At 67.5% G+C, this 24,428-nt stretch carries 23 protein-coding genes; 14 read left to right on the forward strand and 9 right to left on the reverse strand.

All coding sequences use genetic code 11. The features are described from left to right. From gluQRS to ACZ2G3_RS04635, 3 genes are all read right to left on the reverse strand, one after another. Positions 1-852 (reverse strand): tRNA glutamyl-Q(34) synthetase GluQRS, encoded by an 852-nt coding sequence (gluQRS, locus tag ACZ2G3_RS04625; protein WP_470397958.1) that lies wholly within the window; start codon positions 850-852, stop codon positions 1-3. Beyond that, complete coding sequence (gene trmFO, locus ACZ2G3_RS04630) at positions 834-2,171, reverse strand: methylenetetrahydrofolate--tRNA-(uracil(54)-C(5))-methyltransferase (FADH(2)-oxidizing) TrmFO (protein WP_470397959.1); 1,338 nt, start codon at positions 2,169-2,171, stop codon at positions 834-836. The genes gluQRS and trmFO overlap by 19 nt, the downstream gene beginning before the upstream one ends. 100 nt (positions 2,172-2,271) lie before the next feature. Beyond that, complete coding sequence (locus tag ACZ2G3_RS04635) at positions 2,272-2,895, reverse strand: 50S ribosomal protein L25/general stress protein Ctc (RefSeq protein ID WP_470397960.1); 624 nt, start codon at positions 2,893-2,895, stop codon at positions 2,272-2,274. A gap of 221 nt (positions 2,896-3,116) precedes the next feature. Here ACZ2G3_RS04635 and ACZ2G3_RS04640 point away from each other — a divergent pair, with 221 nt between their 5' ends. Then, the gene (locus ACZ2G3_RS04640) at positions 3,117-4,103 is read left to right on the forward strand and encodes an acyltransferase family protein (protein ID WP_470397962.1); all 987 of its coding nucleotides are present in this window, start codon (positions 3,117-3,119) and stop codon (positions 4,101-4,103) included. A 10-nt stretch (positions 4,104-4,113) separates the two neighbouring features. On the opposite strand, the gene ACZ2G3_RS04645 is transcribed toward ACZ2G3_RS04640, so the two are convergent. Both ACZ2G3_RS04645 and ACZ2G3_RS04650 read right to left on the reverse strand, forming a co-directional pair. Next, entirely contained in the window at positions 4,114-5,283 is a 1,170-nt protein-coding gene (locus ACZ2G3_RS04645) for an alpha-hydroxy acid oxidase (RefSeq protein ID WP_470397963.1), read from the reverse strand. A 58-nt stretch (positions 5,284-5,341) separates the two neighbouring features. Then, positions 5,342-5,593, reverse strand: coding sequence for a hypothetical protein (locus ACZ2G3_RS04650; RefSeq protein WP_470397964.1), 252 nt, complete (start codon positions 5,591-5,593; stop codon positions 5,342-5,344). Positions 5,594-5,678: 85 nt separating this feature from the next. Here ACZ2G3_RS04650 and ACZ2G3_RS04655 point away from each other — a divergent pair, with 85 nt between their 5' ends. From ACZ2G3_RS04655 to ACZ2G3_RS04680, 6 genes are all read left to right on the forward strand, one after another. Beyond that, positions 5,679-6,266, forward strand: a complete 588-nt coding sequence (locus tag ACZ2G3_RS04655; protein ID WP_470397966.1) for a TetR/AcrR family transcriptional regulator — start codon at positions 5,679-5,681, stop codon at positions 6,264-6,266. Between the two features lie 68 nt (positions 6,267-6,334). Continuing rightward, positions 6,335-8,257, forward strand: a complete 1,923-nt coding sequence (gene dnaG, locus ACZ2G3_RS04660; RefSeq protein ID WP_470397967.1) for a DNA primase — start codon at positions 6,335-6,337, stop codon at positions 8,255-8,257. A 150-nt stretch (positions 8,258-8,407) separates the two neighbouring features. Next, the gene (rpoD, locus tag ACZ2G3_RS04665; protein ID WP_470397968.1) at positions 8,408-10,381 is read left to right on the forward strand and encodes an RNA polymerase sigma factor RpoD; all 1,974 of its coding nucleotides are present in this window, start codon (positions 8,408-8,410) and stop codon (positions 10,379-10,381) included. Continuing rightward, positions 10,371-10,796, forward strand: coding sequence for a BLUF domain-containing protein (locus tag ACZ2G3_RS04670; RefSeq protein WP_470397969.1), 426 nt, complete (start codon positions 10,371-10,373; stop codon positions 10,794-10,796). Before rpoD ends, ACZ2G3_RS04670 begins: the two co-directional genes overlap by 11 nt. 94 nt (positions 10,797-10,890) lie before the next feature. Beyond that, the gene (locus tag ACZ2G3_RS04675; RefSeq protein WP_470397971.1) at positions 10,891-12,315 is read left to right on the forward strand and encodes a DNA recombination protein RmuC; all 1,425 of its coding nucleotides are present in this window, start codon (positions 10,891-10,893) and stop codon (positions 12,313-12,315) included. Next, positions 12,312-12,740, forward strand: coding sequence for a secondary thiamine-phosphate synthase enzyme YjbQ (locus tag ACZ2G3_RS04680; RefSeq protein WP_470397973.1), 429 nt, complete (start codon positions 12,312-12,314; stop codon positions 12,738-12,740). Before ACZ2G3_RS04675 ends, ACZ2G3_RS04680 begins: the two co-directional genes overlap by 4 nt. Here ACZ2G3_RS04680 and ACZ2G3_RS04685 read toward each other — a convergent pair. Next, entirely contained in the window at positions 12,731-13,402 is a 672-nt protein-coding gene (locus ACZ2G3_RS04685; RefSeq protein WP_470397974.1) for an SDR family oxidoreductase, read from the reverse strand. The genes ACZ2G3_RS04680 and ACZ2G3_RS04685 overlap by 10 nt on opposite strands. Before the next feature lie 164 nt (positions 13,403-13,566). Here ACZ2G3_RS04685 and nrdR point away from each other — a divergent pair, with 164 nt between their 5' ends. Both nrdR and ribD read left to right on the forward strand, forming a co-directional pair. Then, positions 13,567-14,031 (forward strand): transcriptional regulator NrdR, encoded by a 465-nt coding sequence (nrdR, locus tag ACZ2G3_RS04690; protein ID WP_419271295.1) that lies wholly within the window; start codon positions 13,567-13,569, stop codon positions 14,029-14,031. A 29-nt stretch (positions 14,032-14,060) separates the two neighbouring features. Further along, a complete protein-coding gene (ribD, locus tag ACZ2G3_RS04695) occupies positions 14,061-15,038 on the forward strand; it encodes a bifunctional diaminohydroxyphosphoribosylaminopyrimidine deaminase/5-amino-6-(5-phosphoribosylamino)uracil reductase RibD (protein ID WP_470397977.1) in 978 nt (325 codons plus the stop codon). Here the strand turns inward: ribD and ACZ2G3_RS04700 are convergent. The 3 genes from ACZ2G3_RS04700 to ACZ2G3_RS04710 form a co-directional block, all read right to left on the reverse strand. Continuing rightward, positions 15,035-17,038: a capsular polysaccharide biosynthesis protein gene (locus ACZ2G3_RS04700; protein WP_470397978.1), complete on the reverse strand. Its 2,004-nt coding sequence runs from the start codon at positions 17,036-17,038 to the stop codon at positions 15,035-15,037. The two genes, ribD and ACZ2G3_RS04700, sit on opposite strands and share 4 nt — an antisense overlap. A gap of 7 nt (positions 17,039-17,045) precedes the next feature. Continuing rightward, positions 17,046-18,176: a polysaccharide biosynthesis/export family protein gene (locus ACZ2G3_RS04705; protein WP_419271300.1), complete on the reverse strand. Its 1,131-nt coding sequence runs from the start codon at positions 18,174-18,176 to the stop codon at positions 17,046-17,048. Positions 18,177-18,280: 104 nt separating this feature from the next. Then, on the reverse strand, positions 18,281-19,645 hold the full coding sequence (locus ACZ2G3_RS04710) for a capsule biosynthesis protein (protein ID WP_470397980.1): 1,365 nt from the start codon (positions 19,643-19,645) through the stop codon (positions 18,281-18,283). 173 nt (positions 19,646-19,818) lie between these two features. Between ACZ2G3_RS04710 and ACZ2G3_RS04715 the strand changes: the two genes are divergently transcribed. The 5 genes from ACZ2G3_RS04715 (at position 19,819) to ACZ2G3_RS04735 (ending at position 24,182) form a co-directional block, all read left to right on the forward strand. Beyond that, positions 19,819-20,424 carry a riboflavin synthase gene (locus ACZ2G3_RS04715; protein ID WP_470397982.1) on the forward strand — a complete coding sequence of 202 codons (606 nt, stop codon included), beginning with the start codon at positions 19,819-19,821 and terminating at the stop codon, positions 20,422-20,424. A gap of 201 nt (positions 20,425-20,625) precedes the next feature. Next, the gene (gene ribB / locus ACZ2G3_RS04720) at positions 20,626-21,744 is read left to right on the forward strand and encodes a 3,4-dihydroxy-2-butanone-4-phosphate synthase (protein ID WP_470397984.1); all 1,119 of its coding nucleotides are present in this window, start codon (positions 20,626-20,628) and stop codon (positions 21,742-21,744) included. A 3-nt stretch (positions 21,745-21,747) separates the two neighbouring features. Next, entirely contained in the window at positions 21,748-22,293 is a 546-nt protein-coding gene (locus ACZ2G3_RS04725) for a 6,7-dimethyl-8-ribityllumazine synthase (protein WP_470397986.1), read from the forward strand. Further along, on the forward strand, positions 22,290-22,772 hold the full coding sequence (nusB, locus tag ACZ2G3_RS04730) for a transcription antitermination factor NusB (RefSeq protein WP_419271305.1): 483 nt from the start codon (positions 22,290-22,292) through the stop codon (positions 22,770-22,772). The genes ACZ2G3_RS04725 and nusB overlap by 4 nt, the downstream gene beginning before the upstream one ends. A gap of 477 nt (positions 22,773-23,249) precedes the next feature. Beyond that, positions 23,250-24,182, forward strand: coding sequence for a DUF481 domain-containing protein (locus tag ACZ2G3_RS04735; protein WP_419271306.1), 933 nt, complete (start codon positions 23,250-23,252; stop codon positions 24,180-24,182). Positions 24,183-24,428: the final 246 nt, after the last annotated feature.

A 24,428-nucleotide genomic window follows, 5' to 3' on the forward strand; every position in this document is an offset into this window, starting at 1 on the left:
TCAGAGGCCGACCATCCGCCGGATGTCAGCCGGCGTCGCGCCTTCGCCGCGATAGTGGCGGATGGCACGGGCATCGTCACGCTTGGCTAGCCGGCGGCCTTCGGCGTCCCGGATTAGCCGGTGATGGGCATAGTCTGGCGTCGGCAGGTCCAGCAGCCGCTGCAGCAGGACGTGGATCCAGGTGGAATCGAACAGGTCCTTGCCGCGCGTGACCAGCGTGATCCCCTGCGCGGCATCGTCGACGACAACGGCCATGTGGTAGGACGTGCCCATGCCCCGGCGCGACAGGATCACGTCGCCGATGCCCTCCAGGAACTCGGCCGCTGTCAGGCTGTGCGTCTGGTCGGGCATGATGGTGCGGTCGTGAAACCCGATGCGGTCGAGGCCCAGACTGTCGAAGGCCCGGCCGACGTCCAGCCGGATGACGTCACCCGGACCGGCATCGCGCAGGTCGCGGCCGCGGCAGGTTCCTGGATAGATCAGGCCGTCCGGTCCCGCAGGCAGGACGCCTTCCTGCGGGGCCGACAGGGCCGCACGGATGTCGCCCCGGCGGCAGCGGCACGGATAGGTAAGGGGCGCCAGCCGCGCCAGCGCCGCCGCATAGGCGGGCATCCGGTCCGACTGGCGCATGACCGGCTGCGGCCAGTCGAGGCCAAGCCATGCCAGGTCTTCGTAGATCGCGGCCTCGTATTCCGGGCGGCAGCGGTCGCGGTCGATGTCCTCGATGCGGAGGTGGAACCGGCCCTGCGCCGCGGCCGTCAGGGCCGAGAAGGCGTGGCCCAGATGCAGAAGCCCGGTGGGCGAGGGCGCAAAGCGGGTGACCGCGCCCGCGCCTATTGGGTCGCCAGCCATGCGTTGAAATCATCCTTGGCGCGCTGCGTGTAGGCCGGATAGCGGTCCTTGCGGCCGCGACGGCCGCTGCGGGCCTCTTCCAGCGGGGGGAAAAGACCGAAGTTCACGTTCATCGGCTGGAAGGTCTTTGCCTCGGCGCCGCCGGTGATGTGGTTGACCAAGGCCCCCATGGCCGTGGTGAAGGGCGGCGGCGGCAGGTCCCGGCCCAGCGCCTGCGCCGCGGCCATGCGCCCCGCCAGCAGGCCCATCGCGGCGCTTTCGACATAACCCTCGACTCCCGTGACCTGGCCGGCAAAGCGCAGGTTCGGCCGCAGGCGCAGCCGCATCCGGTCGTCCAGCAGCGTCGGCGAGTTCAGAAAGCTGTTGCGGTGGATGCCCCCCAGCCGGGCAAAGCTGGCGTTCTGCAGGCCCGGGATCATCCGGAACACTCGGGTCTGCGCGCCGTATTTCATCTTGGTCTGGAAACCGACGATGTTGTAGAGCGTCCCCAGGGCGTTGTCGCGGCGCAGCTGGACCACCGCATAGGCCTTTTCCCCGGGCTTGTGGGCATTGGTCAGGCCGACGGGCTTCATGGGTCCGTGGCGCAGGGTCTCGCGGCCGCGTTCGGCCATGACCTCGATCGGCAGGCAGCCGTCGAAATAGCCCGCCGTCTCGCCCTCGTGGAATTCGGTCTTGTCGGCGGCCAAAAGGGCGTCGATGAAGGCCTCGTATTCGGGTTTGGTCATCGGGCAGTTGATATAGGCCTTCTGCTCGGCCTCTGTCTCGCCCTTGTCATATCGGGACTGTTCCCAGGCCACCGACATGTCGATCGTCTCGGCATGGACGATGGGCGCGATCGCATCAAAGAAGGCCAGCGCCTCGGTGCCGGTCACGCCACGGATCGCCCCTGCCAGCGCGTCCGAGGTCAGCGGCCCCGTCGCCACGATCCAGTTGCCGTCGTCGGGCAGTTCGGTGATCTCGCCCAGCGCGATCCGGATCAGCGGCTCGGCCCGCAGCGCCTCGGTCACCGCGGCCGAGAATGCCTCGCGGTCCACGGCCAGGGCCCCGCCCGCGGGCAGGCGGTGGCGGCCCGCCATCTGCATGATCAGCCCGTCCGCCGCACGCATTTCCCAGTGCAGCTGGCCCACCGCGTTCATCACGTCGTCATCCGAGCGGAAGCTGTTCGAACAGACCATCTCGGCGCAGTCGCCGGTCTTGTGGGCAAAGGTCTCGACCTGGGGGCGCATCTCGTGCAGCACCACGGGCACGCCCGCGCGCGCGATCTGCCAGGCCGCTTCGGAGCCGGCCAGGCCGGCACCGACGATGTGGACGGGTTCCATGCATGTCTCCATGTGGCTGGGCTAGCAAGGGCAGGACGGAATGGAAAGGGGCGGCGCCATCGGCACCGCCCCCAAGGTCATGCGACCGAAGCGCGCGGGATCATTCCGCCGCTGCGTCGGCCTCGGCCTCTTCGTCGTCACCGCCCGAACGCAGCGCCGAGGGCGCGGCCAGGTTGGCGATCACGAAGTCGCGGTCGATGGTCGGCTTGGCGCCGGCCGGCAGGGCCACGTCGCTGATGTGGATCGTGGAGCCGATCTCGCGGCCTTCCAGGTCCACCGTCACGTGATCGGGGATGTCGCCCGCAGTCACGACCAGCTCGACCTCGGGACGGACCGTCACAAGCGTTCCGCCCTTTTTCAGGCCCGGGCACTTCTCGTGGTTCACGAACTCGACGGGGATGAACAGGTTCACCTTCGAGGTGCGACGCAGGCGCATGAAGTCGATGTGGATCGGCAGGTCCTTGACCACGTCGCGCTGCACGCCGCGGCAGACGACGCGAACGTCCTCCTGGCCCTCGACCTTCAGGTTCCACAGCGTGGACAGGAAGCGGCCTGCCCGCAGCTTGGTCAGCAGCTTGTTGAAGTCGAACGCGACCGCGACGGGCTCCTTGCCGTCACCATACACGATACCGGGCACCTTGCCTTCGCGGCGAGCTTGGCGGGCGGCCCCCTTGCCTGTCCCCGCGCGTGCCTCGGCCACCAGATCCGGGATCTCTTTGGCCATGATACTATTCCTTACATTGGCGTTGATGCCGCCACCCTCCAAGGGTGCGTGACGGCAAGGCCGGTGCCATACTGCAAGTTCGAACGATTTGAAAGATGGCTTTGATCATTTTTTCTTGACCTGACGGCATCGTGTCGGCCTAGGTGAGGCTCAGTCCGGCAGCATCCGTCGCACCGTTACCGAGTTGTTTTTTAAAGTGGACCCGCGCGATGTCACCACATGTGACGCGATATCCTTCGATCGACTACCTGCGCGTGCTGCTGGCCGCCGGCGTCGTCTTCGCGCATTCGGTGCTGATGACCGGCTATGATTTCCGCTGGAAGGCCGAGATCGGCTATGGCGTCCTGCGCCTGGTGGTGCCGGCATTCGCGCTGCTGTCGGGTTTCGGACTTTACCACACCGCCGTCCGCGGGCGCCTGTCGGCATGGCTGCGCGGGCTGGTCGTGCTCTACGGGATCTGGGCCGCGATCTATCTGCCGGTCTGGGGACGCCAGATGCCCGATGCGGCGGCCGTCCTGGCCGAGCTGCTCAAGGGCCCGATGCACCTGTGGTACATCGTTGCGCTGACGCAGATCGTCGCCATCCTGTGGGTCGTGCGCCGGCTGGTGCCCGCGGCCTGGGAGATCCCGGCGCTGGTCGGCGTCGCGGTCGGCGGTGCGCTGGCGGCCACGCTGACGCAGTACAACTTCCACTACGGCTTTCTGGGGCCGGAACTCACGGTGCGGCGCGCCGGCCCGCTGTATCTTCTGCCCTTCGTGGTGCAGGGCTATGTGCTTGCCGACTGGCTGGCGCGACGCGGCCCGGCCGGGCTGCCGGGCGCGCGGGTGCTGTGGGCGATGGTGGCCATCCTGCTGGTGCTGCGGATGATCGAGGTGCGGTGGGTGACCGGGGCAGGGGCGATCCCGATGAAGGACCCGCCCGAGTTTCCGGTCCTGCTCTATCTGGCGCCGCTGGTCATCGTCCTGGCCACGCTGCGGATCAGCCTGCCCGCCACGCGCGTGAACCTGACCTGCGCGTCGGTCCTGATCTACCTGATGCACATGGGCATCATCATCGCCTTCGTCACGGTCGGGATCACCCACGTCTGGCTGATCTTCGCCACCTCGCTGCTGCTGCCGTTCCTGGCCGCCTCGGTCCTGCCGCACCTGCCGTCGATCGGCCGGCTTGGCGGCAAATGGGCCAGCAGCCCCCCGGCCCCGTCCGGCTGAAGCCGCCGGCTCAGCCCGGCTGGTATTCGTCCAGAAAGCCGCGCGGGATCAGCAGGTTCTGCGGTCCCACCCGATGCAGGTCGCGCTCTCCGCACAGCGCCATGCTGATGTCCAGCTCCTTGCGGATGACCTCAAGCGCCTTGGTGACGCCGGCCTCGCCCATGGCGCCCAGCCCATGCAGCCAGGCCCGCCCGATCCAGGTCGCATGCGCTCCAAGCGCCAGTGCCTTCAGCACGTCCTGACCCGACCGGATGCCGCTGTCCATGTGGATCTCGACCTGGTCGCCCACCGCCTTGACGATATGCGGCAGCATCCGGATCGAGGACAGTGCCCCGTCCAGCTGCCGGCCGCCATGGTTGCTGACGACGATCGCATCCGCTCCGAAATCGGCCGCGATGCGCGCATCCTCGGGGTCCAGAATGCCCTTCAGGATCAGCTTGCCCCCCCACATGTCGCGGATGCGGGCGATCTTGTCCCAGTCCAGCCGCTCGTCGAACTGCTCGGCCGTCCAGCTCATCAGGCTGGACGTGTCGCCGACGCCCTTGGCATGGCCCACGATATTGCCAAAGAACCGCCGCTTGGTGCGCAGCATCCCCATGCCCCACCGCCAGCGCGTGGCCAGGTCCAGCACCGTGGGCAGGGTCATCTTAGGCGGGGCCGACAGCCCGTTCTTCAGGTCCTTGTGCCGCTGGCCCAGGATCTGCAGGTCCAGCGTCAGGACCAGCGCGCTGCAATTGGCGGCCTTGGCGCGGTCGATGATGGCGGCCAGGAATTCCTGATCCTTCATCACGTAAAGCTGGAACATGAAGGGCTTGGTGGTATGCGCCGCCACGTCCTCGATCGAGCAGATCGACATGGTGGAAAGGCAGAAGGGGACGCCGAACTTCTCGGCCGCCCGGGCGGCGTGGATCTCGCCATCGGCATGCTGCATGCCGGTCAGCCCGACAGGGGCCAGCGCCACCGGCATCGTCACCGGCAGCCCGACCATGGTGCTGGCCAGAGTGCGGTTCGACATGTCGACGGCCACCTTCTGGCGCAGCTTCAGCTTGGCAAAGTCGGTCGTGTTCTCGCGAAAGGTCTGCTCGGTATAGCTACCCGATTCGGCATAGTCGTAGAACATCTTGGGCGTGCGCGCGCGGTGCAGCGCCTTGAGGTCGTCGATCGAGGTGATCACCGGCATGGGATGGCCTTTCGGGAACTGGTCAGAAGTTGTTACCAGTTGCCCCGGTGCCGCGCAATCATCCTCCGGCGCGGCGACGCAGGGCCGGGTCCACCACCGGGCCCCGCAGGGCGTCGGCACGGGCACGCAGCGCGTCGGCGCGCCCGGTTGTTGCGGTGGCCACCGGCGCGGCACCGGACGCCGCCGGGGAGGCATGGGCGGGCAGCGCGGGCTCGGCCAGGATCAGGTCGGTCGGCAGCAGGTCGGGATAGGCATCCCCACCGGCACAGCCGGCCAGCAGGGCAAGGGTCAGGGCGGCGAATGCTTTCATGCGCCCAGCTTACGGGCCTGCGGGCGCGGCGGCAACGCGCTCCTTGGTGCTTCCCTTGGCCTGCACCCGCGCGCTAGAAGACCGCATGGCCCGCACCCAAGGTTCCCGCGCCGAGATCACCGGCCCCCTGCTTCGCGACGAGGCCCGTCGCCTGTTCGCGCGACAGGGCTATGCGGCCGTCTCGATGCGCCAGATCGCGGCGGCCGTCGGCGTGCAGGCCGGCGCGCTTTATGCCTACACCCCCGACAAGCAGGCCCTGCTGCATGACCTGCTGGAAAGCCACATGCAGGATCTGCTGGCGGCCTGGTCCGACGATCCGCGCGCCGATGCGCTGACGCGGCTGGAACGCTTTGTGCGCTTCCATATCGGCTTCAGCCTCGATCACCCGGACGCGGTGTTCCTCTCCTACATGGAGTTGCGCAACCTGACGCCCGACAATTTCACCCGCATCGCCCAGCTGCGCGGCCGATACGAGGCGCTGCTGGAGGGCATCCTGCGCGACGGGATCGCGGCGGGCGTCATGCGGATCGAGGACCCCAAGCTGACCACGCTGGCGCTGATCGCCATGCTGACCGGCGTCACCAACTGGTATCGCGAGGGCGGCCGCCTGGACCGGGCGCGGATCGCCGACATCTATTGGGGCCTTGCGCGGGGGGCGGTGGGCGCGGCATAGGCGTCCTGCTTCACCACAATCCAATCCTGCGCTTGCCGCGTGTCGTGCCATCCCGGATAATCGCGCCCATGTCCTTGCCCCCCGGCTTTCTTGACGAGATTCGCAACCGCGTTCCGATCAGCCGCGTGATCGGGAAGAAGGTGACATGGGATCTGCGCAAGTCGAACCAGGCGCGCGGCGACTGGTGGGCGCCATGTCCGTTTCACCAGGAAAAATCTGCCAGCTTCCACTGCGACGACCAGAAGGGCTTCTATTACTGCTTTGGCTGCCAGGCCAAGGGCGACGCCCTGACCTTCCTGCGCGAGCATGACGGGATGGAGTTCATGGAGGCCGTCAAGCTGCTGGCAGCCGAGGCCGGGCTGACCATGCCGGAACCCGACCCCCGGGCGCGCGAGCGCACCGACCGTCGCACCAAGCTGCTGGAGGTGACCGAGGCGGCCTGCCGCTGGTTCCGCCTGCAGCTGCAGACCGGCGCCGCCGCCGATGCGCGCGACTATCTGGTCCGCCGCGGGCTTGATCGCGCCGCCGAGGACCAGTTCGAGATCGGCTTCGCACCCGACAGCCGCCAGGCCCTGACCGCCGCCCTGCGCGACAAGGGCTTTGACGAGGCGCAGATCATCGAGGCCGGCATGTCCGCCCGGCCCGAAGGCGGCGGCGCGGCCTATGACCGGTTCCGCGGGCGGATCATCTTTCCGATCCGGGACGGACAAGGCCGCTGCATCGGCTTTGGCGGCCGGGCGATGGATCCCAATGCACGGGCCAAGTACCTCAACAGCCCGGAGACGCCGCTCTTTGACAAGGGGCGCAACCTCTACAACCTCGGGCCCGCCCGGGCGGCGGTGTCCAAGGGCCAGAGGCTGATCGTGGCCGAGGGCTACATGGACGTGATCGCGCTGGTGCGTGCGGGCTTCGAAGGCGCGGTGGCCCCCCTGGGCACCGCCATCACCGAGGATCAGCTGCGCCTGATGTGGCGGGTTTCCCCCGAGCCGGTGATCGCGCTGGACGGCGACGCCGCGGGGCAACGCGCGGCACAGCGGCTGGTCGACCTGGCGCTGCCGCTCACCGGGCCGGGCCAGGCGCTGCGCTTCGTGATCCTGCCGGCGGGGCAGGACCCGGACGACCTGATCAAGGCCGCGGGGCCCGGCGCGATGGGCGCGCTGCTGGATCAGGCGCGGCCGCTGCTGGATCTGCTCTGGGCGCGCGAGATCGAGGGGCAGGTCTTTGACAGTCCCGAGCGCAAGGCCGCGCTGGACCGGCGCCTGCAAGAGGCCGTCGCCCGCATTCCCGATGAGCTGACCCGCAGCCATTACACCGAGGAGATCCGCCGCAAGCGGTGGGAGCTGTTCGGCGGCGGCAACCGCCAGGGCAAGGCTGCGCCCGGCGGCAGGGGCGGGGCGGGCGGACGCAGCCCGGGCCGCCGCGGAGGGACCTCGACGGCCCCGCGCGCGCCGATCCCGCCCGTCGTGCTGAACATGCCCGAACAGGGACCGGACCTTCTGGAAGGGGTCGCGCTGCTGATCTGCGCGCTGCGGCCCGCGATGATCCCGGCCGCGGAGGCGCGCCTGGAGCGGCTGATGCCCCGCGACGCCGACCGCGCGGCGCTGCTGCATGACCTGCTGACTCAGGACGACAGCCCGGCGGGGCGGCGCGGGCTTGAAACGCTGCGGCGCGACGCCCATCTGGGCCTGACCCCCACCGTGATCGAGCAGCAGGAGGACGAGGCTGCAGCCGCAATTCTGGGCAATCTCCTGGATCGCCTCGAAGCCGCCCGCGCCGCCAGCCACGAACTGGCACGCGCGGAATTCGAGATCCAGGGCGAGGCCGACGAGGGCCTGACCTGGCGCATCAGCCAGATCGCCCGCGCCCGCCATCGCGCCGAACGGCCCGAGATGGAGACGACCAGCGACCTCAACGAGGATCGCGATGCGCTTTCGGCGCAGCTGTCGGACTGGCTTTCGGGACAGATCTGGCGCAAGCCGCCACGCAGATGACGACGAATCGCATCCGGCCAAGGGTGCGAATCATCGGCGCGCCCGGCCTTTGATTCGTTCGGGAAGCGCGCTAGAACCGGAACAATTTTGCGGCGACTCGCTGATTCGCGCGAATCGACTGCCCATGACCGCGCCGAGAAGGAGCCCTGGATGGCCGCCAAAGACGACGACCACGACAAGACCGACAAGGACGACAATGCCCATACGCTGGACATGAGCCAGGCGGCGGTCAAGAAGATGATCGCCGAGGCGCGCGAGCGGGGCTACATCACCTATGATCAGCTGAATTCCGTCCTGCCGCCCGAGCAGGTCAGCAGCGAGCAGATCGAGGACGTGATGTCGATGCTGTCCGAGATGGGCATCAACGTCATCGAGGACGAGGAAGGCGCCGAGGAGGCCGAGGGCGGCGCGCTGGTGACGACCGGCTCAGGCTCGCGCGAACTGGCCGTGGCCTCGACCGAGACGGAAAAGCTGGACCGGACCGACGACCCGGTGCGGATGTACCTGCGCGAGATGGGCTCGGTCGAGCTCTTGTCCCGCGAGGGCGAGATCGCCATCGCCAAGCGCATCGAGGCCGGCCGCAACACCATGATCGCGGGCCTCTGCGAGAGCCCGCTGACCTTCAAGGCCATCACGCTGTGGCGCGAGGAACTCCTGGACGAGGAGATCCTGCTGCGCGACGTGATCGACCTGGAAACCACCTTCGGCCAGTCCATGGACGGCGAGGAGGGTGACGAGGAAGAGCTGACCGTCGAGGGTGAGACCGGCACCGCCGCGCCCAAGGGCGAGGAGTTCGACGCCGACGGCAACCCGCTGCGTACCGATGAGGACGAGGACGAGGACGAGGGCGCGAACCTGTCCCTGGCCGCGATGGAGGCCTCGCTCAAGCCCAAGGTCCTGGAGACGCTGGAGGCCATCGCCAATTACTACGAGCGTCTGGCCGACATGCAGGACCAGCGCATGTCCGCGACCATGAACGAGGACAACACCTTCTCGGCCAGCGCGGAGAGCGACTACCAGATCCTGCGCTCCGAGATCGTCGTGCTGGTGAACTCGCTGCACCTGAACAACGGCCGGATCGAGGCGCTGGTCGACCAGCTTTACGGCATCAACCGCCGGATCGTCACGATCGACAGCGGCATGGTCAAGCTGGCCGATGCCGCGCGCATCAACCGGCGCGAATTCATCGACGCCTATCGCGGCGCCGAGCTTGACCCCAGCTGGGTCGATCGCATGGCGGGGCAGGCCGGTCGCGGCTGGCAGGCGCTGTTCGACCGGTCGCGCGAGCAGGTCGAGAAGCTGCGCGCAGACATGGCCGAGGTCGGCCAGTATGTCGGCGTCGACATCGAGGAATTCCGCCGCATCGTGGCCCAGGTCCAGCGCGGCGAGAAGGAGGCGCGCCAGGCCAAGAAGGAGATGGTCGAGGCGAACCTGCGCCTGGTCATTTCGATCGCCAAGAAATACACGAACCGCGGCCTGCAGTTCCTGGACCTGATCCAGGAAGGCAACATCGGCCTGATGAAGGCCGTGGACAAGTTCGAGTATCGCCGCGGCTACAAGTTCTCGACCTACGCGACCTGGTGGATCCGCCAGGCGATCACCCGGTCCATCGCGGACCAGGCCCGCACGATCCGCATCCCGGTCCACATGATCGAGACGATCAACAAGCTGGTCCGGACGGGCCGCCAGATGCTGCACGAGATCGGCCGCGAGCCGACCCCGGAGGAACTGGCCGAGAAGCTGCAGATGCCGCTGGAGAAGGTCCGCAAGGTGATGAAGATCGCCAAGGAGCCGATCAGCCTCGAAACCCCGATCGGGGACGAGGAGGACAGCCAGCTTGGGGACTTCATCGAGGACAAGAACGCCGTCCTGCCGCTGGACAGCGCCATCCAGGAGAACCTCAAAGAGACCACGACCCGCGTCCTGGCCAGCCTGACCCCGCGCGAGGAACGCGTCCTGCGGATGCGTTTTGGCATCGGCATGAACACCGACCACACGCTGGAAGAGGTCGGCCAGCAGTTCAGCGTCACCCGCGAACGGATACGCCAGATCGAGGCCAAGGCCCTGCGCAAGCTGAAGCACCCATCGCGGAGCAGGAAGCTGCGGTCCTTCCTTGATCAGTAGGCTTGAAGCGGTCCAAGGACTGGGCTTCTTTCTCTATCGCAGCGCCGCCCAGCCCTGGTTGGACGGCAGCGACCTGCAGGACATCCTCGAAGCGGCGCGCCGCCGGAACCAGGCCTTAGGCCTGACCGGCTGCCTGCACCACGAGGACGGCCTGTTCTTCCAGTGGCTGGAGGGGCCGGCACCCGCGCTGGTGCAGGTCGGCAACCTGATCCTGCGCGACGGACGCCACCAGGACATCACCTTCCTGGACCAGGGCGCGCTGGACCACCGCCGCTTTCAGGATTGGCGGATGCACTTTTCCGACCGCAAGCGGGCGTCGCTGATGGACTGGTTTGCGGGTTCGGACAATTCCACCGTCGATCCCGGCGACTACTCGGGCGGCGTCGTGTCGTTCATGATGTCACTGACCACCTGACCCTGCGCTTGCGCACCCGGCACAAAATGTGAACACTGGCACCGGTCAAAACGGCGAAGGTGCGAATGTGACGGGCTTGTTCTCTGATCCAAGAATGGTGACGCCACTGCTGGTCTGCCTGGTGCTGGCCTTTGGGGTGGCGCTGGTTCTGGGGCTGCGCTGGCGTGCGGCCTTGGGTTCGGCGCGGGCCGAGGCGCGGCAGTTGTCGGACCGCCTGTCCCAGGATCGGATGGAGGCCCAGACCCGCCTGCATGAGAAGGAATTGGGTCTGGGTCAGCTTCAGGCGCGGCTTGACGCGCATCTGTCGCGGCTGTCGGACCTGACGGAGGAGCGGGACGGGCTGACCGACGCTCTGCACCGCGCCCGCCAGCACGCCGCGGGTCTGGAGACGCAGCTGGCGGAGTCCCGGCTGCGCGCCCAGAAGGATGCCGAGGCCAGCGCCCGGGAGGTCGCCACTTTGCGCGAGCTGCGGGCCGAGATGACCGGCCAGTTCAAGCTGCTGTCGGCCGAGACGCTGCGCGTCCAGCAGGCCGACCTGCAGCAGGCGCATCAGGACAACCTGAACGCGCTGCTCAACCCCTTCCGCGACCAGGTCAGCCGCTTTCAGACCGAACTGCAGACCCGCAACAAGATCCTGGACGAGGAATCCGCCCGGCTGCGCGAGCAGATCCTGTCGCTGCACAACCGCTCGGAACAGATCTCGCGCGAGGCGGTGAACCTGACGCGAGCGCTCAAGGGCGACAAGCAGCGCCAGGGCGCCTGGGGCGAGATGGTGCTGGAGCGCATCCTGGAGGAATCCGGGCTGCTGTCGGGCACCCATTACGACCTGCAGAACAGTTGGCGCGACGAAGAGGGCAAGCTGTGGCGGCCGGATGTCGTGGTCAAGATGCCGCGCGGCAAGGTCATGGTGATCGACAGCAAGGTGTCACTGAACGACTACGAGGTTTCGGTCACCTCCGAGGACCAGCCCGAGGCCGAGGCCGCGCTGCGCCGCCACGTCGCCGCGATCCGCACGCATATCCAGACCCTGTCCGGCAAGGGCTATCACCGGATGAACGATGCCTCGGTCGATTACGTGCTGATGTTCATCCCGATCGAGGGCGCATTCTCGGACGCGCTGCGTGCCGACCCGACCCTTGCCGCCTTTGCGATGGAACGGCGGGTTGGGCTGACCACGCCCACCACGTTGATGCTGACCCTGCGCACGGTCGAGCATATCTGGGCGGTCGAGCGGCGCGAAAGCAATGCCATGGAGATCGCCCGTCGCGCGGGCCAGCTTTACGACAAGGTCGCGGGCTTCGTCGATGCGATGGAGGGCGTCGGCAAGGCGCTGGACCAGGCCAACCGCGCCCACGGGCAGGCGATGGACCGCCTGACCCGCGGGTCGGGCAACGTGATCCGGCAGGTCGAGATGCTGCGCGGCCTGGGCGCGCGGGCCAGCAAGCAGATCGAACTGGACCATGACCGGGAGGACGACGATCTGCCACCCGCCCTGCAGGGACCGGAGGCGGCCGAGTGATCCATCAGCTGACCATCGACACCCACGGCCCCGCCTGCCATGAGATCACGGGCCAGCTGGCCGATTGGCTGGAGGGGCGCAGGGTGCGCGACGGCCTGCTGACGCTGATGATCCGCCATACCTCGGCCTCGCTGCTGATCCAGGAAAATGCCGACCCCGAGGTTCAGGACGATCTGCTGGCCTGGCTGGACCGGTTGGCACCGCCGGCGGATCATCCGTCGATGGGCTGGATCACGCACCGCTATGAAGGGACGGACGACATGCCGGCGCATCTGAAGGCCGCCATCCTGCCGGTCAGCCTGCAGATCCCGGTCGCCGGCGGCCGGATGATGCTGGGCCGCTGGCAGGGGGTCTATCTGGTCGAACATCGCCGCGCGCCGCATCAGCGGCAGGTCACGGCGCTGTTCCAGCCGATTCAGGACTGAGGCATCAGGAAGATCTCGCGGATCGCCGCCCGTTCAGGGGCCGAGATCATGTGCAGGACTGCCGCCGCGACATCTTCGGGCTGCAGCTTGTCCGGGGCGCCCTTGTCGAAGAAGGCCGTGTCCACCATGCCGGGCGCCACGACCGAACAGCGGCCACCCCATTCTCGCATCTCCTCGGCCAGGTTTCCCGCATAGCCATGTACGAACCACTTGGTCGCCCCATAGATCGATCCTGCGATATGGCGCCGGCCTGCGGCCGATCCGGTCATGACCAGCGTGCCCTTGGTCTTGCGCAATTGCGGCAGGACCGCCCGCGCGGTCAGGATCACGCCCATCACGTTCAGGTCGATCATCCCGCGGATGTCATCCAGATCGCCGGCTTCGGTGCCCGGCTTGTCCAGCCCCCGCCCGGCATTGGCAAAGGCCGCATCGATTCCGCCGAACCGCTCCGCCGTCCGGGCGACGGCCTGCTCCAGGTCATCAATATTGGTGGCGTCGCCCGTGACGACCAGCGCGCGGTCGCCAAGCTCGCCGGCCAGTTCTGAGAGCTTGTCGGCCGACCGTGCAAAGAGGGCGACGTTCCAGCCGTCGCCGGCCGCCGCGCGCGCTGTCGCCGCGCCGATACCCGAGGAGGCCCCGGTGATGAACAGGGTCTTGGCCATGGATTTTCCGATCATGTGAAGCTTGCGGGAAAAGATGCCCTGCCAACGCGGCTTTCGGGCCACAGGTTCCGGAACGCCTATCTTGTGGGCTGTGGATAACACTACCCAATCCCTGCCAATGTGCCTATAGTGGCTGCGGATCGACCGAGGATAGGGACAACGGGATGCGCTGCCCATTTTGCGGAAATGTCGACACGCAGGTCAAGGACTCGCGCCCGGCCGAGGACAACGTCGCCATCCGCCGTCGCCGCTTCTGTCCCTCCTGCGGGGGGCGCTTCACGACCTATGAACGTGTCCAGCTGCGCGACCTGGTGGTGGTGAAGTCCAGCGGCAAGCGCGAGGATTTCGATCGCGACAAGATGGCCCGCTCGATCCGCATCGCCATGCAGAAGCGCCCGGTCGAGCCCGAGCGCATCGAGCAGATGATCAGCGGCATCGTCCGCCGCCTGGAAAGCACAGGCGAAACCGACATCCCCTCCAAGATGATCGGAGAGATCGTGATGGAGGCGCTGTCGCGCATCGACAACGTCGGCTATGTCCGCTTTGCCAGCGTCTACAAGAACTTTCAGGATGCGGACGATTTCGACAAGTTCGTGTCCGAACTGCGCCCCGGCGCCGCCCAGGATTGACCGTCCAGCCGACAGATGATGCCTGGCACATGGCCCATGCCTTGCGCCTTGCCCGGCGCGGGCTGGGCAATGTCTGGCCGAACCCGGCCGTGGGCTGCGTCCTGGTCCGCGAGGGGCGGGTCGTCGGCCGGGGCTGGACCCAGCCCGGCGGCCGTCCCCATGCCGAACGGATGGCCCTGGATGCCGCAGGTGCCTTGGCGGCCGGGGCGACCGCCTATGTGACGCTGGAGCCCTGCGCCCATCACGGCCGCACCCCGCCCTGTGCCGAGGGGCTGGTACAGGCGGGCGTGGGGCGCGTGGTAACCGCGCTGACCGATCCCGATCCGCGCGTGGCGGGGCGCGGCCACCGGATGCTGCGCGACGCGGGCGTTGCCCTGACCCAGGATGTGCTGGCGGCCGAGGCCGCCGAGCTTCAGGCGGGCTTTCTCAGCCGGATCACGCGGGGCAGGCCCTTTGTCACCCTCAAGCTGGCCAGCAGCATCGATGGCCGCATCGCCATGGCCAGCGGCGAGAGCCGGTGGATCACGGGGCCCGCCGCACGGGCGCATGTCCATGCGCTGCGGGCCCAGCATGACGCGATAATGGTGGGCGGCGGGACCGCGCGGGCGGATCTGCCGCAGCTGAACGTGCGCGGCATCCACACCCCTCAGCAGCCGGTGCGCGTGGTGGTCTCGGCCCAGGCCCTGCCGCCGCTTGCGCCGCAGGACGTAAACCACGGCCCGCTGTGGCGCGTCGAAGGGGAGCCCGAGGCGGTCCTGGTCGACCTGGCGCAGCGTGGGCTGACGCGGATCTTCTGCGAGGGGGGCGGCGCGCTGGCCGCGAGCCTTCTGGCCGCTGGCGTTGTCGATCAGGTCATCGGCTATACCGCGGGTCTGGCCCTTGGGGCCGAGGCGCGCCCCTTTCTGGGGGCGACAGGCTGGACGCGGTTGGCGCAGGCCCCACGCTTTCGCTTGGTCGAAAGCCGGCCGATCGGGCCCGACCTGTTCCATCGCTGGCGGGCGAGCTAGCGGCGCCACAGCCAGGCGTGACCGGCCATCGCGCCCTGCGCCTTGGCCAACAGGCGCAGCACCGGCGGTTGCCCCGCCCGCCCCTCGGCCAGCCGCTGCAGCGCAACCTCGACCGGGCAGGGCAGGCCGGTGACAGGATCGCGATAGCGGGGATAGGTGATCAGGCAGGCATGGACCAGGTGGGCCAGGTCCGGTCGCGCTTGGCGCCGCTGCGGTATCGGACCCAGGTCCCGGGTCAGGCCCCAGCCCGCATAAAAGGGCGCGCCGAGCGTGGTGACCGGGATGCCGCGCAGCAGGGCCTCGAAACCGAGGGTCGAGGTGATGGTCCAGACCTCGTCCACCGCCTCGATCAGCGCGACCGGATCGGCGTTCTGGGCCACATGATCGGCCAGGCCCGCCAATCGGGTCCGGTCGATCATGCCCGGTCTCAGTCCGGCTTCGACATCGGGATGCGGCTTGTAGATGATCTGGGCGTCTGGATTGGCAGCCCGGACGCGCTGCAGCAGGGCAAGGTTGGTCCGCTCCTCCCCTGCGCCCCTGCGGATCGAGGCGTCGTCCTCGACCTGGCCCGGCACCAGGATGCGCCGACGCCCTTCGGCGGGTGGCAGCGGCGCCGCGTGGCCCATGTTGTATTTCGTGGCCCGCGTGGCGATCAGGGCGCAGATCAGCCGCTGCGCCCTTTCCGCGCCGTCCGGAGGCGGACCGGCAGCCACCAGCGCCTCCAGGCGTGAGGGCCTGGTCGGGTCGAAATAGATCCCCAGATCATCCGCCACCACCGACAGTGGCGGCGTCAAGGCCGCCCCCAGGCCACGGGATCGCAGGAAGCCGTCCTCGACCCGGGTTGCCTGGGGCACCGCGTCTGCGGCACTGGCCCAGGCCAGCGTGACCTTGTCGGAAGGCGTGCCCGTGAACCGCAAGGGGACCGCATCGCCGAATTCCCGCGACAGGAACCTCCGTTTCCAGAGGCGCATTCCGTAAGCCAGGTGGCCGTGCCGATCCTGACGGAAGGCGCGCGCCTCGGCCTCCATCTGGTCCCCGGCGCCTTCGAAATCGGTCAGCCGGTCGCGGCAGGGATCGTACCAGGTCGGCGCCAGAAGATGGCTGGCCGCGAACAGTGCCTCGGCTGTTGCGGTGCCGCGGCGGCCGGGGGGCAGGGGGCGTTCGTCCCGGCTGAGGCCCCAGCCCGCGTAAAAGGGCTGGCCGAAGAGGCGCGGCCGATGCCCCGCCAGCAGCGCCTCATAGCCCAGTTGCGAACTGACCGCATAGACCGCATCCGCGCCGTCGACCAGCCGCCAGGGAGAGACCGGAGCGTCGCAGATCTGGTCGCCCCGGCGCAGATCCGCGGCCCCAAGATGCCCGGGCCGCAGGCCGGCGGCAGTTTCGGGATGGGTGCGGATCACGATGCGGGCCCCGGGGTTCTCATCGCGCGCCGCCTGCAGCATGCGCAGGAACAGGGGCCGGCCCCCGCCCTGCAGCGAGGCGTCGCCGCGTGTCTGGTCGATCACCAGGACATAGCCCGGGGCAGGCGTGGCGGCGGCGGTGTCGTGCAGGTTGTATTTCGACAGATCCGCCGCGCGCAGTCGCGCCAGCCCGGTCCGCGCCCGATCGGCCAGCTGATAAGAAAGCGGCTGGCCCGCCAGCGTCTCGATCAGCGAGGGGCGGGAGGGATCGAAGTGCAGCCCGACGGGGTCTATCAGCAGTCCGATGGGACCCCGGCACGCCAGCGATCCTGTCGCGCGCCCCGGCAGGATCGAGCGCAGGAAGGCGTCCTCGACCGTGACAATCGGGCAGCCGAACCGCCGCGCCATCCTTTGTCCACGCCAGGCGGTCGGGCTTGCGCCCCATATTCCCACCGCATCGCCCGGGCGGGGCAGCCCGATGGAGGCCTTGTATCCGGCCAAGGCCAAGATGCGGGAAATGCGGGGGCCGGTCAGGAAGCCAAGGTTGAAAACGCAAAGCCGCCGGGAGGTCCCGGCGGCTTGAATGTCCTGCAGGATCATGCCTGCGTCAGTTGCCGATCGAGGACAGGCTGTCCGCGGTGGCCGCGCTGCCGGTGACCGCCGACAGGGTCTTTTGCCACTGAACATAGGGGGCCTCGGTCACATAGACCGTGTCACCGTCCCGGATCACGAAGTCCCGCGCCAGGAACAGCCCGTTCGGACGGGTCAGGTCCAGGACATAGGCAAAACGCTGCGTGCCCTGCACGGGCTTGCCCAGGACGCGGCTGGCAACCGATTCCGGCTCGTCGCGCAGGACGAAGACACCGGTGGGGTCGGCCAGGGACGAATCGAGACCGCCCACCATGGCGATGGCCTCGACCGCGTTGATCATCTCGTTGCCCAGGGGCACGCGCGTCTGGCCGCCCAAGGCGCCAAGCGAGGTGAACGAGCGCTGATCCTCTTCGACCACGATCAGGTCGCCGGGGCGCAAGGCGATGTCATTGCCAGGATTGGCGTAAAGGTCAGTCAGCCAGACGCGGCCGCTGTCCGAGCCCCGCTTGACGGTGACCACGGCCACTTCGGGCGCGATGGCGACGCCGCCGGCACGGGCCAGCATCGAGGACAGCGAACGGGTCGGGCGCTCGATCGGATAGACGCCCTGCGCGCCGACGCGGCCCACGACCGAAACGGTTGCGCCGTCGCCGGCCACGCGCTGAACCGTCACCTGCGGGTCCGGCGTCTGCGTCGACAGGCGCTGCGTGATCGTCTCGCGCAGCTGGTCAGGGGTGCTGCCGGCGGCACGGACCCGTCCGGCATAGGGCACGAAGATGAAGCCGTCGCTGTCCACCTGGATCTCGGTCAGGCTGGTCGAGCTGGCGCCGAGCGAGGTCAGCAGGCCGTCATCGACGTTTTCCCAGATCGACAGGCCGAGGCGGTCGCCCGGCCGGATCTCGTCCGCGCCAACCTGACCGGCCGCACGGAAGCTGTTCGAGAACCCGTAGGCGGGTGCGAAGCTCGAGGCGCGGGTCACGTGGTCGTTCACGTAGATGACCTGGGTGTTCCCTCCACGCTCGACCGCGCCATCGAAGATCTCGTTCTTGTTGGGACCTGACCGCGGAAGGGCACAGGCCGCCAGCAAGGTCAATGATGCGATCAGAAACAGCCTCAGGGGGGCTGCCGTGCGGAAGGAAACTGTCACCTCTGGTACTCCTGTTCTACAATCCGGCCAGCTGGAGGCCAGTTTCGCGTAACTCTAGCAATACATGGCTTCCGAGGCCACCTTATCTTGCCATTTTTATGGGTTCAGTCGCGCCGATCCGCCAATTGTTGCCGGGGCAGAATGTGCCCCGAGGCAAGCGCTTCATAGGGGTCCTCTACCGAGAGCAGCATGTCGACCACCAGCCGCAACGCATGCGCGCGCGACCGGCCGGCATAGAACCCGCCGGGGACCTGGCTGGTCTGCAGCAGGTAGTCCCGGAACGTGCGATAGGCCTGGGGGTCGGGGGCGTCCGGTGCCGCCAGGAAATTGTCCAGCGACTGTTCCGACACCAGGCCGGGCTTTTCATAGACGGCGCGGCCAAGCGTCTTGACCGGGATGCCGCGCCAAAGGGCCTGCTGGGCTCCGGTCGAATTGACGGTCACGACGGCGCGGGCATGGGACAGGATCTCGGCCAGCTTGCCGCCGCGGATGTAATGGACCCGCTCGGCGACCCCGTGCTGTGCTGCGGCCGCGCGGATGGCCGCCCTGTTGCCGGCGCGCCCGTCCTCCAGCGGATGGGCCTTGAAGATCAGGTGGTGATGGCGCGGGGCCGAGCGGGCAAAGGCCTCGATCACGGTCTGGACGAACTGGGCGTTGCGCGTGAAGGTGGAGTGGCCGAGGAAGTTCGAGTCATGCTCCAGCTGCATCAGGACCAGGTTGTAGGGCCAGCCCGACATCCGCATGTGCCGCCACTGCAGCGCCCGACCGACATTGTACATGGGCGACAGCACCAGCCGGCGCAGGTTCAGGCGGAACTCCTGCATCACCGAGATGGCGCGATGGCCGGTATAGGCGCGATAACGGCGGTTCGCGATCAGGATCAGCAGGTGGTAGAAGGCGCCATAGAACTTGTGCTGGCGCATATCGCCCCAATGCGCGGGCGGGCGGCGGACCTCGTTGATCTGTTCGCGCAGCGCCGCCCGCATCTGGGCCAGCGGGATCTGGAGCAGGACCGAGTTGCCGTTCGACCCGTGCCGTTCGTAGCTGATCCAGTAGGGGCGAAGGTAGCCTTCCTCGAAGACATGCACCCGGATGCCGCGCCGCGCGGCCTCTTGCCGGGCGGTGGCATGGATCGAACGGACATCGCCATAAAGGACGATGTCGGTGATGCCCCTGTCGTCCAGGATGCGCTGAAGGTGGTTCGGCCATTCGGCCACCCCGCCCGTGTGGCGGATGAAGCGCGGCTGGTCGGTCCAGAAGAACTCGTCCCCCGCGTTGAAGCCGCAGCGCCAGACCTCGGCGCCGGCCGCGCGCAGCAGGCGGGCAAGCCGGTCGAAGAAGGGCCCGTGCGGTCCCTGCAGCATCAGGAAGACCCGCTGCTCGGGGGCCAGCGCCACGACCTCTGCGGACGGCCCTTGCAGGACATCGCGGGGAATTTGGGGCGATGAGGGCGAGCCGGGATGGAACATGTGCACGCAGGGCAGGGGCGGGGTCTGTTCTCCGACATGCCATGCCTGAACCGATTGTTCCAGATTTTTGTCGCGCCCGGGCGGGTTGGCGCCGGCGACCCGCCGGGCTTGCCGCTTGAACGCCCGGCGGCAATGGCCTAGGTCGGAGGGAAGGAAAAAGCGGAAGGGCGGCGATGTTCACCGGCATCATCACGGATATTGGCATCGTGCAGGCGGTCGAGCTTAGGGGCGACATGCGCGCCCGCATCGGCTGCGGCTATGACATGGCGGGCGTCGACCTGGGCGCCTCGATCGCCTGCGACGGGGTCTGCCTGACGGTGATCGCCAAGGGCGACGATTGGTTCGACGTGGATATTTCGGCCGAGACGCTGTCCAAGACCAATATCGGCGCCGCCGGCTGGCCCTTGGGCAAGCGCCTGAACCTGGAGCGCGCGCTGCGGGTCGGCGACGAGCTTGGCGGCCATATCGTCAGCGGACATGTGGACGGGGTGGCCCGGATCGTCAGCGCCACGCGCGAGGGCGACAGCCTGCGCCTGCTGTTCGAGGCGCCGCAGGCCTTGGCGCGGTTCATCGCCCCCAAGGGATCGGTCGCGCTGAACGGCACCTCGCTGACCGTGAACGAGGTGGAGGGCTTTCGCTTTGGCATCAACCTGATCCCCCACACGCAGCAGGTGACCACCTGGGGCGACGCGGAGACGGGCGATGCGGTGAACCTGGAGATCGATACCATGGCCCGCTATGTCGCCCGGCTGGCCGAGGCCGGAAGCCTGGGACACTAGGGGCCGGAATGGCACGCGGCGGGATCGGGCATCGTTGGAGGCAGGCGGTTGCCCCGCTGTCCGCCTGGTCCGGGGCAGAGTCGCACCTGCTCCAAGGCACCGCTTTGATGGCCGGCCCATCCCGTTGCAAGCGCAAGATCACGGCCGCGGGCCGGCTGGCAGGCGGCGCCAGCGGGACGCGCTTTCTCGAAGGACGACCCCATGCAGTTTGAACAGCCCGGCCCCGTCGAACGCGACCTGTCGGCCGCGATCTCTCCGATCGAGGACATCATCAACGAGGCCCGCAACGGGCGCATGTATATCCTGGTCGATCACGAGGACCGCGAGAACGAGGGCGACCTGTGCATTCCCGCCCAGATGGCCACGCCGGACGCGATCAACTTCATGGCCACCCATGGGCGCGGCCTGATTTGCCTGTCGCTGACCGCCGAGCGGATCGAGACCTTGGGTCTGCCGCTGATGAGCCCCAAGAACTCCAGCCGCCACGAAACCGCCTTCACCATGTCGATCGAAGCCCGCGAAGGCGTTACCACCGGCATCAGCGCCCATGACCGGGCCCGCACCGTCAGCGTGGCGATCGATCCGACCAAGGGGGCGCCGGATATCGCGACGCCGGGCCACATCTTTCCCTTGCGGGCGCGCGATGGCGGCGTGCTGGTCCGGGCGGGCCATACCGAGGCCGCGGTCGACATCTCGCGTCTGGCGGGGCTGAACCCCTCGGGCGTGATCTGCGAGATCATGAACGAGGATGGCAGCATGGCGCGCCTTCCTGACCTGGTGGCCTTTGCGCAGCGGCACGGGCTGAAGATTGGCACGATCAGCGACCTGATCCGCTATCGCCGCCGTTATGACAACCTGATCGCCGAACGGACGCAGCGCCCGGTCCATTCGCAGCATGGCGGCGACTGGACGATGCGCGTTTTCTCCGACGAAACCCAAGGTATCGAGCATATCGTGCTGACCAAGGGCGAGCTGTCGGGGGACGGGCCGGTCCTGGTGCGCATGCATGCGCTGGATCCGCTGCATGACGTGCTGGGCATCGGCCGGGAGGGTTCGGGCAGCCTGCCGGCAGCCATGCGCGAGATCGCGGCCGAGGGGCGGGGGGTCGTCGTGCTGATCCGCGACCTGTCCGAGGCGATCGCGGAACCCGGAGAGGTGGGGCCGCACACGTTGCGCCAATACGGCCTTGGGGCCCAGATCCTGTCGGCGCTGGGATTGTCCCAGCTGATCCTGCTGACGAATTCCGCACCGGTGAAGGTGGTGGGGCTTGACGCCTACGGGCTTTCCATTCATTCCACCCGGCCTATCGCGGAGGATTGAGAGATGGCGTCGCTGACCGAACATCACGAACTGCCGCTGCCGCGCCTGGAGGCGCCGGTGCGCCTGCTGGCCATCGTGGCCCCCTATTACCGTGAGATCGCAGAGGGTCTTGTGACCGGGGCGCGTGCCACCGCCGATGCGGGCGGCGCCACCCTCGAGGTCATCGAGGTGCCCGGTGCGCTGGAGATCCCGACGGCCGTGGCACTGGCCGCACGCAGCGGCCGCTATGACGGCTTCGTGGCGCTTGGCTGCGTGATCCGGGGCGAGACCACGCATTACGACACGGTCTGCAACGACAGCTCGCGCGGATTGACCCTTCTGGGCCTTCAGGGCGTGTGCCTGGGCAATGGCATCCTGACGGTGGAGAACCTGGGCCAGGCACAGGTCCGCGCCGACCCGGCGGGTCAGAACAAGGGCGGCGGCGCGGCCTCCGCGGCGCTGCACCTGATTGCGCTGGTGCGCAGATGGTCAGAGGCGTCGCAGGATGCGGCATCCGCGCATGACGTGATCCGCCTGGCAGGCGAACTGGAAGGGCAGGGCAAGGCATGAGCGGCACCGATCAGGAAAAGCGGCCCGACCGCCGCACGTTGAGCAGCGCCGCCCGCCTCTACGCGGTTCAGGCGCTGTTCCAGATGGAGGCCGCCGGTCAGTCGGCGGACCGGGTGACCCGCGAGTTCCAGAACTTCCGCATCGATTTCGAGGATCGGGACGGACCCACGGCCGAGGCGGATGAGGCGCTGTTTGCCCGCATTCTGGATGATGCGGTGATGTGGCAGTCGCGGATCGACCAGGCGACTGATCGGGGTCTGGTCGCCAAATGGCCGATCGACCGCATCGACCCGGTGCTGCGGGCCATCTTCCGCGCGGCCGGAGCCGAGATATTGGCAGATCGCGCCCCGGCCAAGGTGGTGATCACCGAATACGTGCGCCTGACGCTGGCCTTCTTCCCCGAAGGCCGCGAAGGAAAGTTCGTGAACGCCGTTCTGGACCACATGGCCCGCGACCTGCGCCCCGGCTCATTGGACTGACGCATCCCCTCTGAGTCGCTCATCAGGCCCGGACCTTGTCCGGGCCTTTTTGTTTGACGCGCTTCAGTTGCCCCGGCACTGTGACGCCGGAGGCTCGAACCGTGGCTTCTGTGCAACAATCACGACCGCTCGATGAAGTGGAATCTATGCCTAAATTTTGGGCAGTAACGCTTGTGTGTCGTAGACTACAGCCCTCGCGCCGAAAGCTCTGCCTCTGCTGACTCCGCAATAACTATTCTTTAGGAGGTATTTGGCTAACTAGCCAAAAGGTTGCATCACAATTCATGTCGACTGATTATCGGCATAGTTTCGCTGGTTGCCGTCAAGGCAACCGGGGCTCACGATTCCGAGACTTCCGCATAAAGCGCGCTGCTCTTTGAACCCACCGGCCACAGGTTTAATTGTTGTCACAGCAGAGATGCTCTGGGGCCCGGCATGGGAACCAGACCACGAAAACTCAGCTCGTGAGGATATAGAATGAAAAAAGTTACGCTGTTGACTGGCACCGCCGCGCTGCTGACCGTGCTGTCGGCCCCTGCCTTTGCCCAGTCCGAAGTCGCCACCGGCGCCGACGCCACCGGGATCTCCGGCATCGATGATCGCATTACCGACATCGAAGACAACGTCACCGACAGCTTTGACCGTGACAACGATGCCGACCGCTTTGGTCCCGCGGATCGCCGTCAGGGCCTGTTCGGCACCATGTCGCTGAGCTATACCGGCCGCACCGGCAACACCGAGAACCAGGATCTGGCGATCGCTGGCCGCATCAGCAACAACCAAGGTCCCTTCGCCCAGAGCGTCGGCCTGTCGATCGAGTTCGGCGAAGATGATGCCGGCAACAAGGATCAGGAAGAAGTCAACGCGATCTATGACGCGCAGTACTACTTCAACGATCAGTTCTACGCCTTTGCCCTGGGCCGCATCACCCAGGACGGTCTTGTGGACGGAGAGCCGAACTATGTCGGCGACACCGAGGTTGAAGACGAGTTCGAAGATTTCCGTCGCGATGCCTTCCTGGGCTTTGGTCCGGGCTACCGCGTGATCAACTCGCCCCAGACCACCTGGCGTATTCAGGCTGGTGTTGGCGTTCGCTACACGCAGACCGGCGCCCAGTATGCTGGCTTCGACGCGACCGGTGCAACGGTCACGGATTCGTCGGATACCGAAGTCGGCTACATCGCGTCGTCGCGTCTGTACCACCGCTTCAACGAGACGATCTTCATCACGAACGACACGGACTATCTGGGGTCGAAGGACTCGGCAGATGTCATCACCAACGAGTTCGGCGTGAACTTCCAGGTGGCTGAGCAGCTGTCGACCCGCATGAGCTACACGACCGAGTATCAGGAAGATCGTCCGACCCGCACCGACAACACCGTTGGTCTGGCCGTCGTCTACGGCTTCTGATCCATCCCTCTGGATTTAAGTCTCTCTGAAAGGGCGGCCCTCGGGCCGCCCTTTTGCATGGCCCGGCGCAGGCATGCGCGCGCTGTTCAAGCAGAGGGTGACGACGGGAAAGGGAGGGGGGGGTGGCGGGAACCGCAGCAACCGCGACGGCGTCAGATTTCCCGAAAGCCTGATCATTCAGGTGGGCGCCGGGTAACGTGACCAGGGTCACGACAGAGCCAGCACCCTCGGAAAACTTATAGGCCA

It is taken from the genome of Paracoccus sp. KKT209, from assembly GCF_055635455.1.

Excerpts from the sequence above, each read along its gene's own strand:
- gluQRS (WP_470397958.1), bottom strand. The coding sequence starts at position 852 with ATGGCTGGCGACCCAATAGGCGCGGGCGCGGTCACCCGCTTTGCGCCC.
- trmFO (WP_470397959.1), bottom strand. The coding sequence starts at position 2,171 with ATGGAACCCGTCCACATCGTCGGTGCCGGCCTGGCCGGCTCCGAAGCG.
- ACZ2G3_RS04635 (WP_470397960.1), bottom strand. The coding sequence starts at position 2,895 with ATGGCCAAAGAGATCCCGGATCTGGTGGCCGAGGCACGCGCGGGGACA.
- ACZ2G3_RS04645 (WP_470397963.1), bottom strand. The coding sequence starts at position 5,283 with ATGCCGGTGATCACCTCGATCGACGACCTCAAGGCGCTGCACCGCGCG.
- ACZ2G3_RS04650 (WP_470397964.1), bottom strand. The coding sequence starts at position 5,593 with ATGAAAGCATTCGCCGCCCTGACCCTTGCCCTGCTGGCCGGCTGTGCC.
- ACZ2G3_RS04655 (WP_470397966.1), top strand. The coding sequence starts at position 5,679 with ATGGCCCGCACCCAAGGTTCCCGCGCCGAGATCACCGGCCCCCTGCTT.
- dnaG (WP_470397967.1), top strand. The coding sequence starts at position 6,335 with ATGTCCTTGCCCCCCGGCTTTCTTGACGAGATTCGCAACCGCGTTCCG.
- rpoD (WP_470397968.1), top strand. The coding sequence starts at position 8,408 with ATGGCCGCCAAAGACGACGACCACGACAAGACCGACAAGGACGACAAT.
- ACZ2G3_RS04675 (WP_470397971.1), top strand. The coding sequence starts at position 10,891 with ATGGTGACGCCACTGCTGGTCTGCCTGGTGCTGGCCTTTGGGGTGGCG.
- ACZ2G3_RS04685 (WP_470397974.1), bottom strand. The coding sequence starts at position 13,402 with ATGGCCAAGACCCTGTTCATCACCGGGGCCTCCTCGGGTATCGGCGCG.
- nrdR (WP_419271295.1), top strand. The coding sequence starts at position 13,567 with ATGCGCTGCCCATTTTGCGGAAATGTCGACACGCAGGTCAAGGACTCG.
- ribD (WP_470397977.1), top strand. The coding sequence starts at position 14,061 with ATGGCCCATGCCTTGCGCCTTGCCCGGCGCGGGCTGGGCAATGTCTGG.
- ACZ2G3_RS04700 (WP_470397978.1), bottom strand. The coding sequence starts at position 17,038 with ATGATCCTGCAGGACATTCAAGCCGCCGGGACCTCCCGGCGGCTTTGC.
- ACZ2G3_RS04710 (WP_470397980.1), bottom strand. The coding sequence starts at position 19,645 with ATGTTCCATCCCGGCTCGCCCTCATCGCCCCAAATTCCCCGCGATGTC.
- ACZ2G3_RS04715 (WP_470397982.1), top strand. The coding sequence starts at position 19,819 with ATGTTCACCGGCATCATCACGGATATTGGCATCGTGCAGGCGGTCGAG.
- ribB (WP_470397984.1), top strand. The coding sequence starts at position 20,626 with ATGCAGTTTGAACAGCCCGGCCCCGTCGAACGCGACCTGTCGGCCGCG.
- ACZ2G3_RS04725 (WP_470397986.1), top strand. The coding sequence starts at position 21,748 with ATGGCGTCGCTGACCGAACATCACGAACTGCCGCTGCCGCGCCTGGAG.
- nusB (WP_419271305.1), top strand. The coding sequence starts at position 22,290 with ATGAGCGGCACCGATCAGGAAAAGCGGCCCGACCGCCGCACGTTGAGC.
- ACZ2G3_RS04735 (WP_419271306.1), top strand. The coding sequence starts at position 23,250 with ATGAAAAAAGTTACGCTGTTGACTGGCACCGCCGCGCTGCTGACCGTG.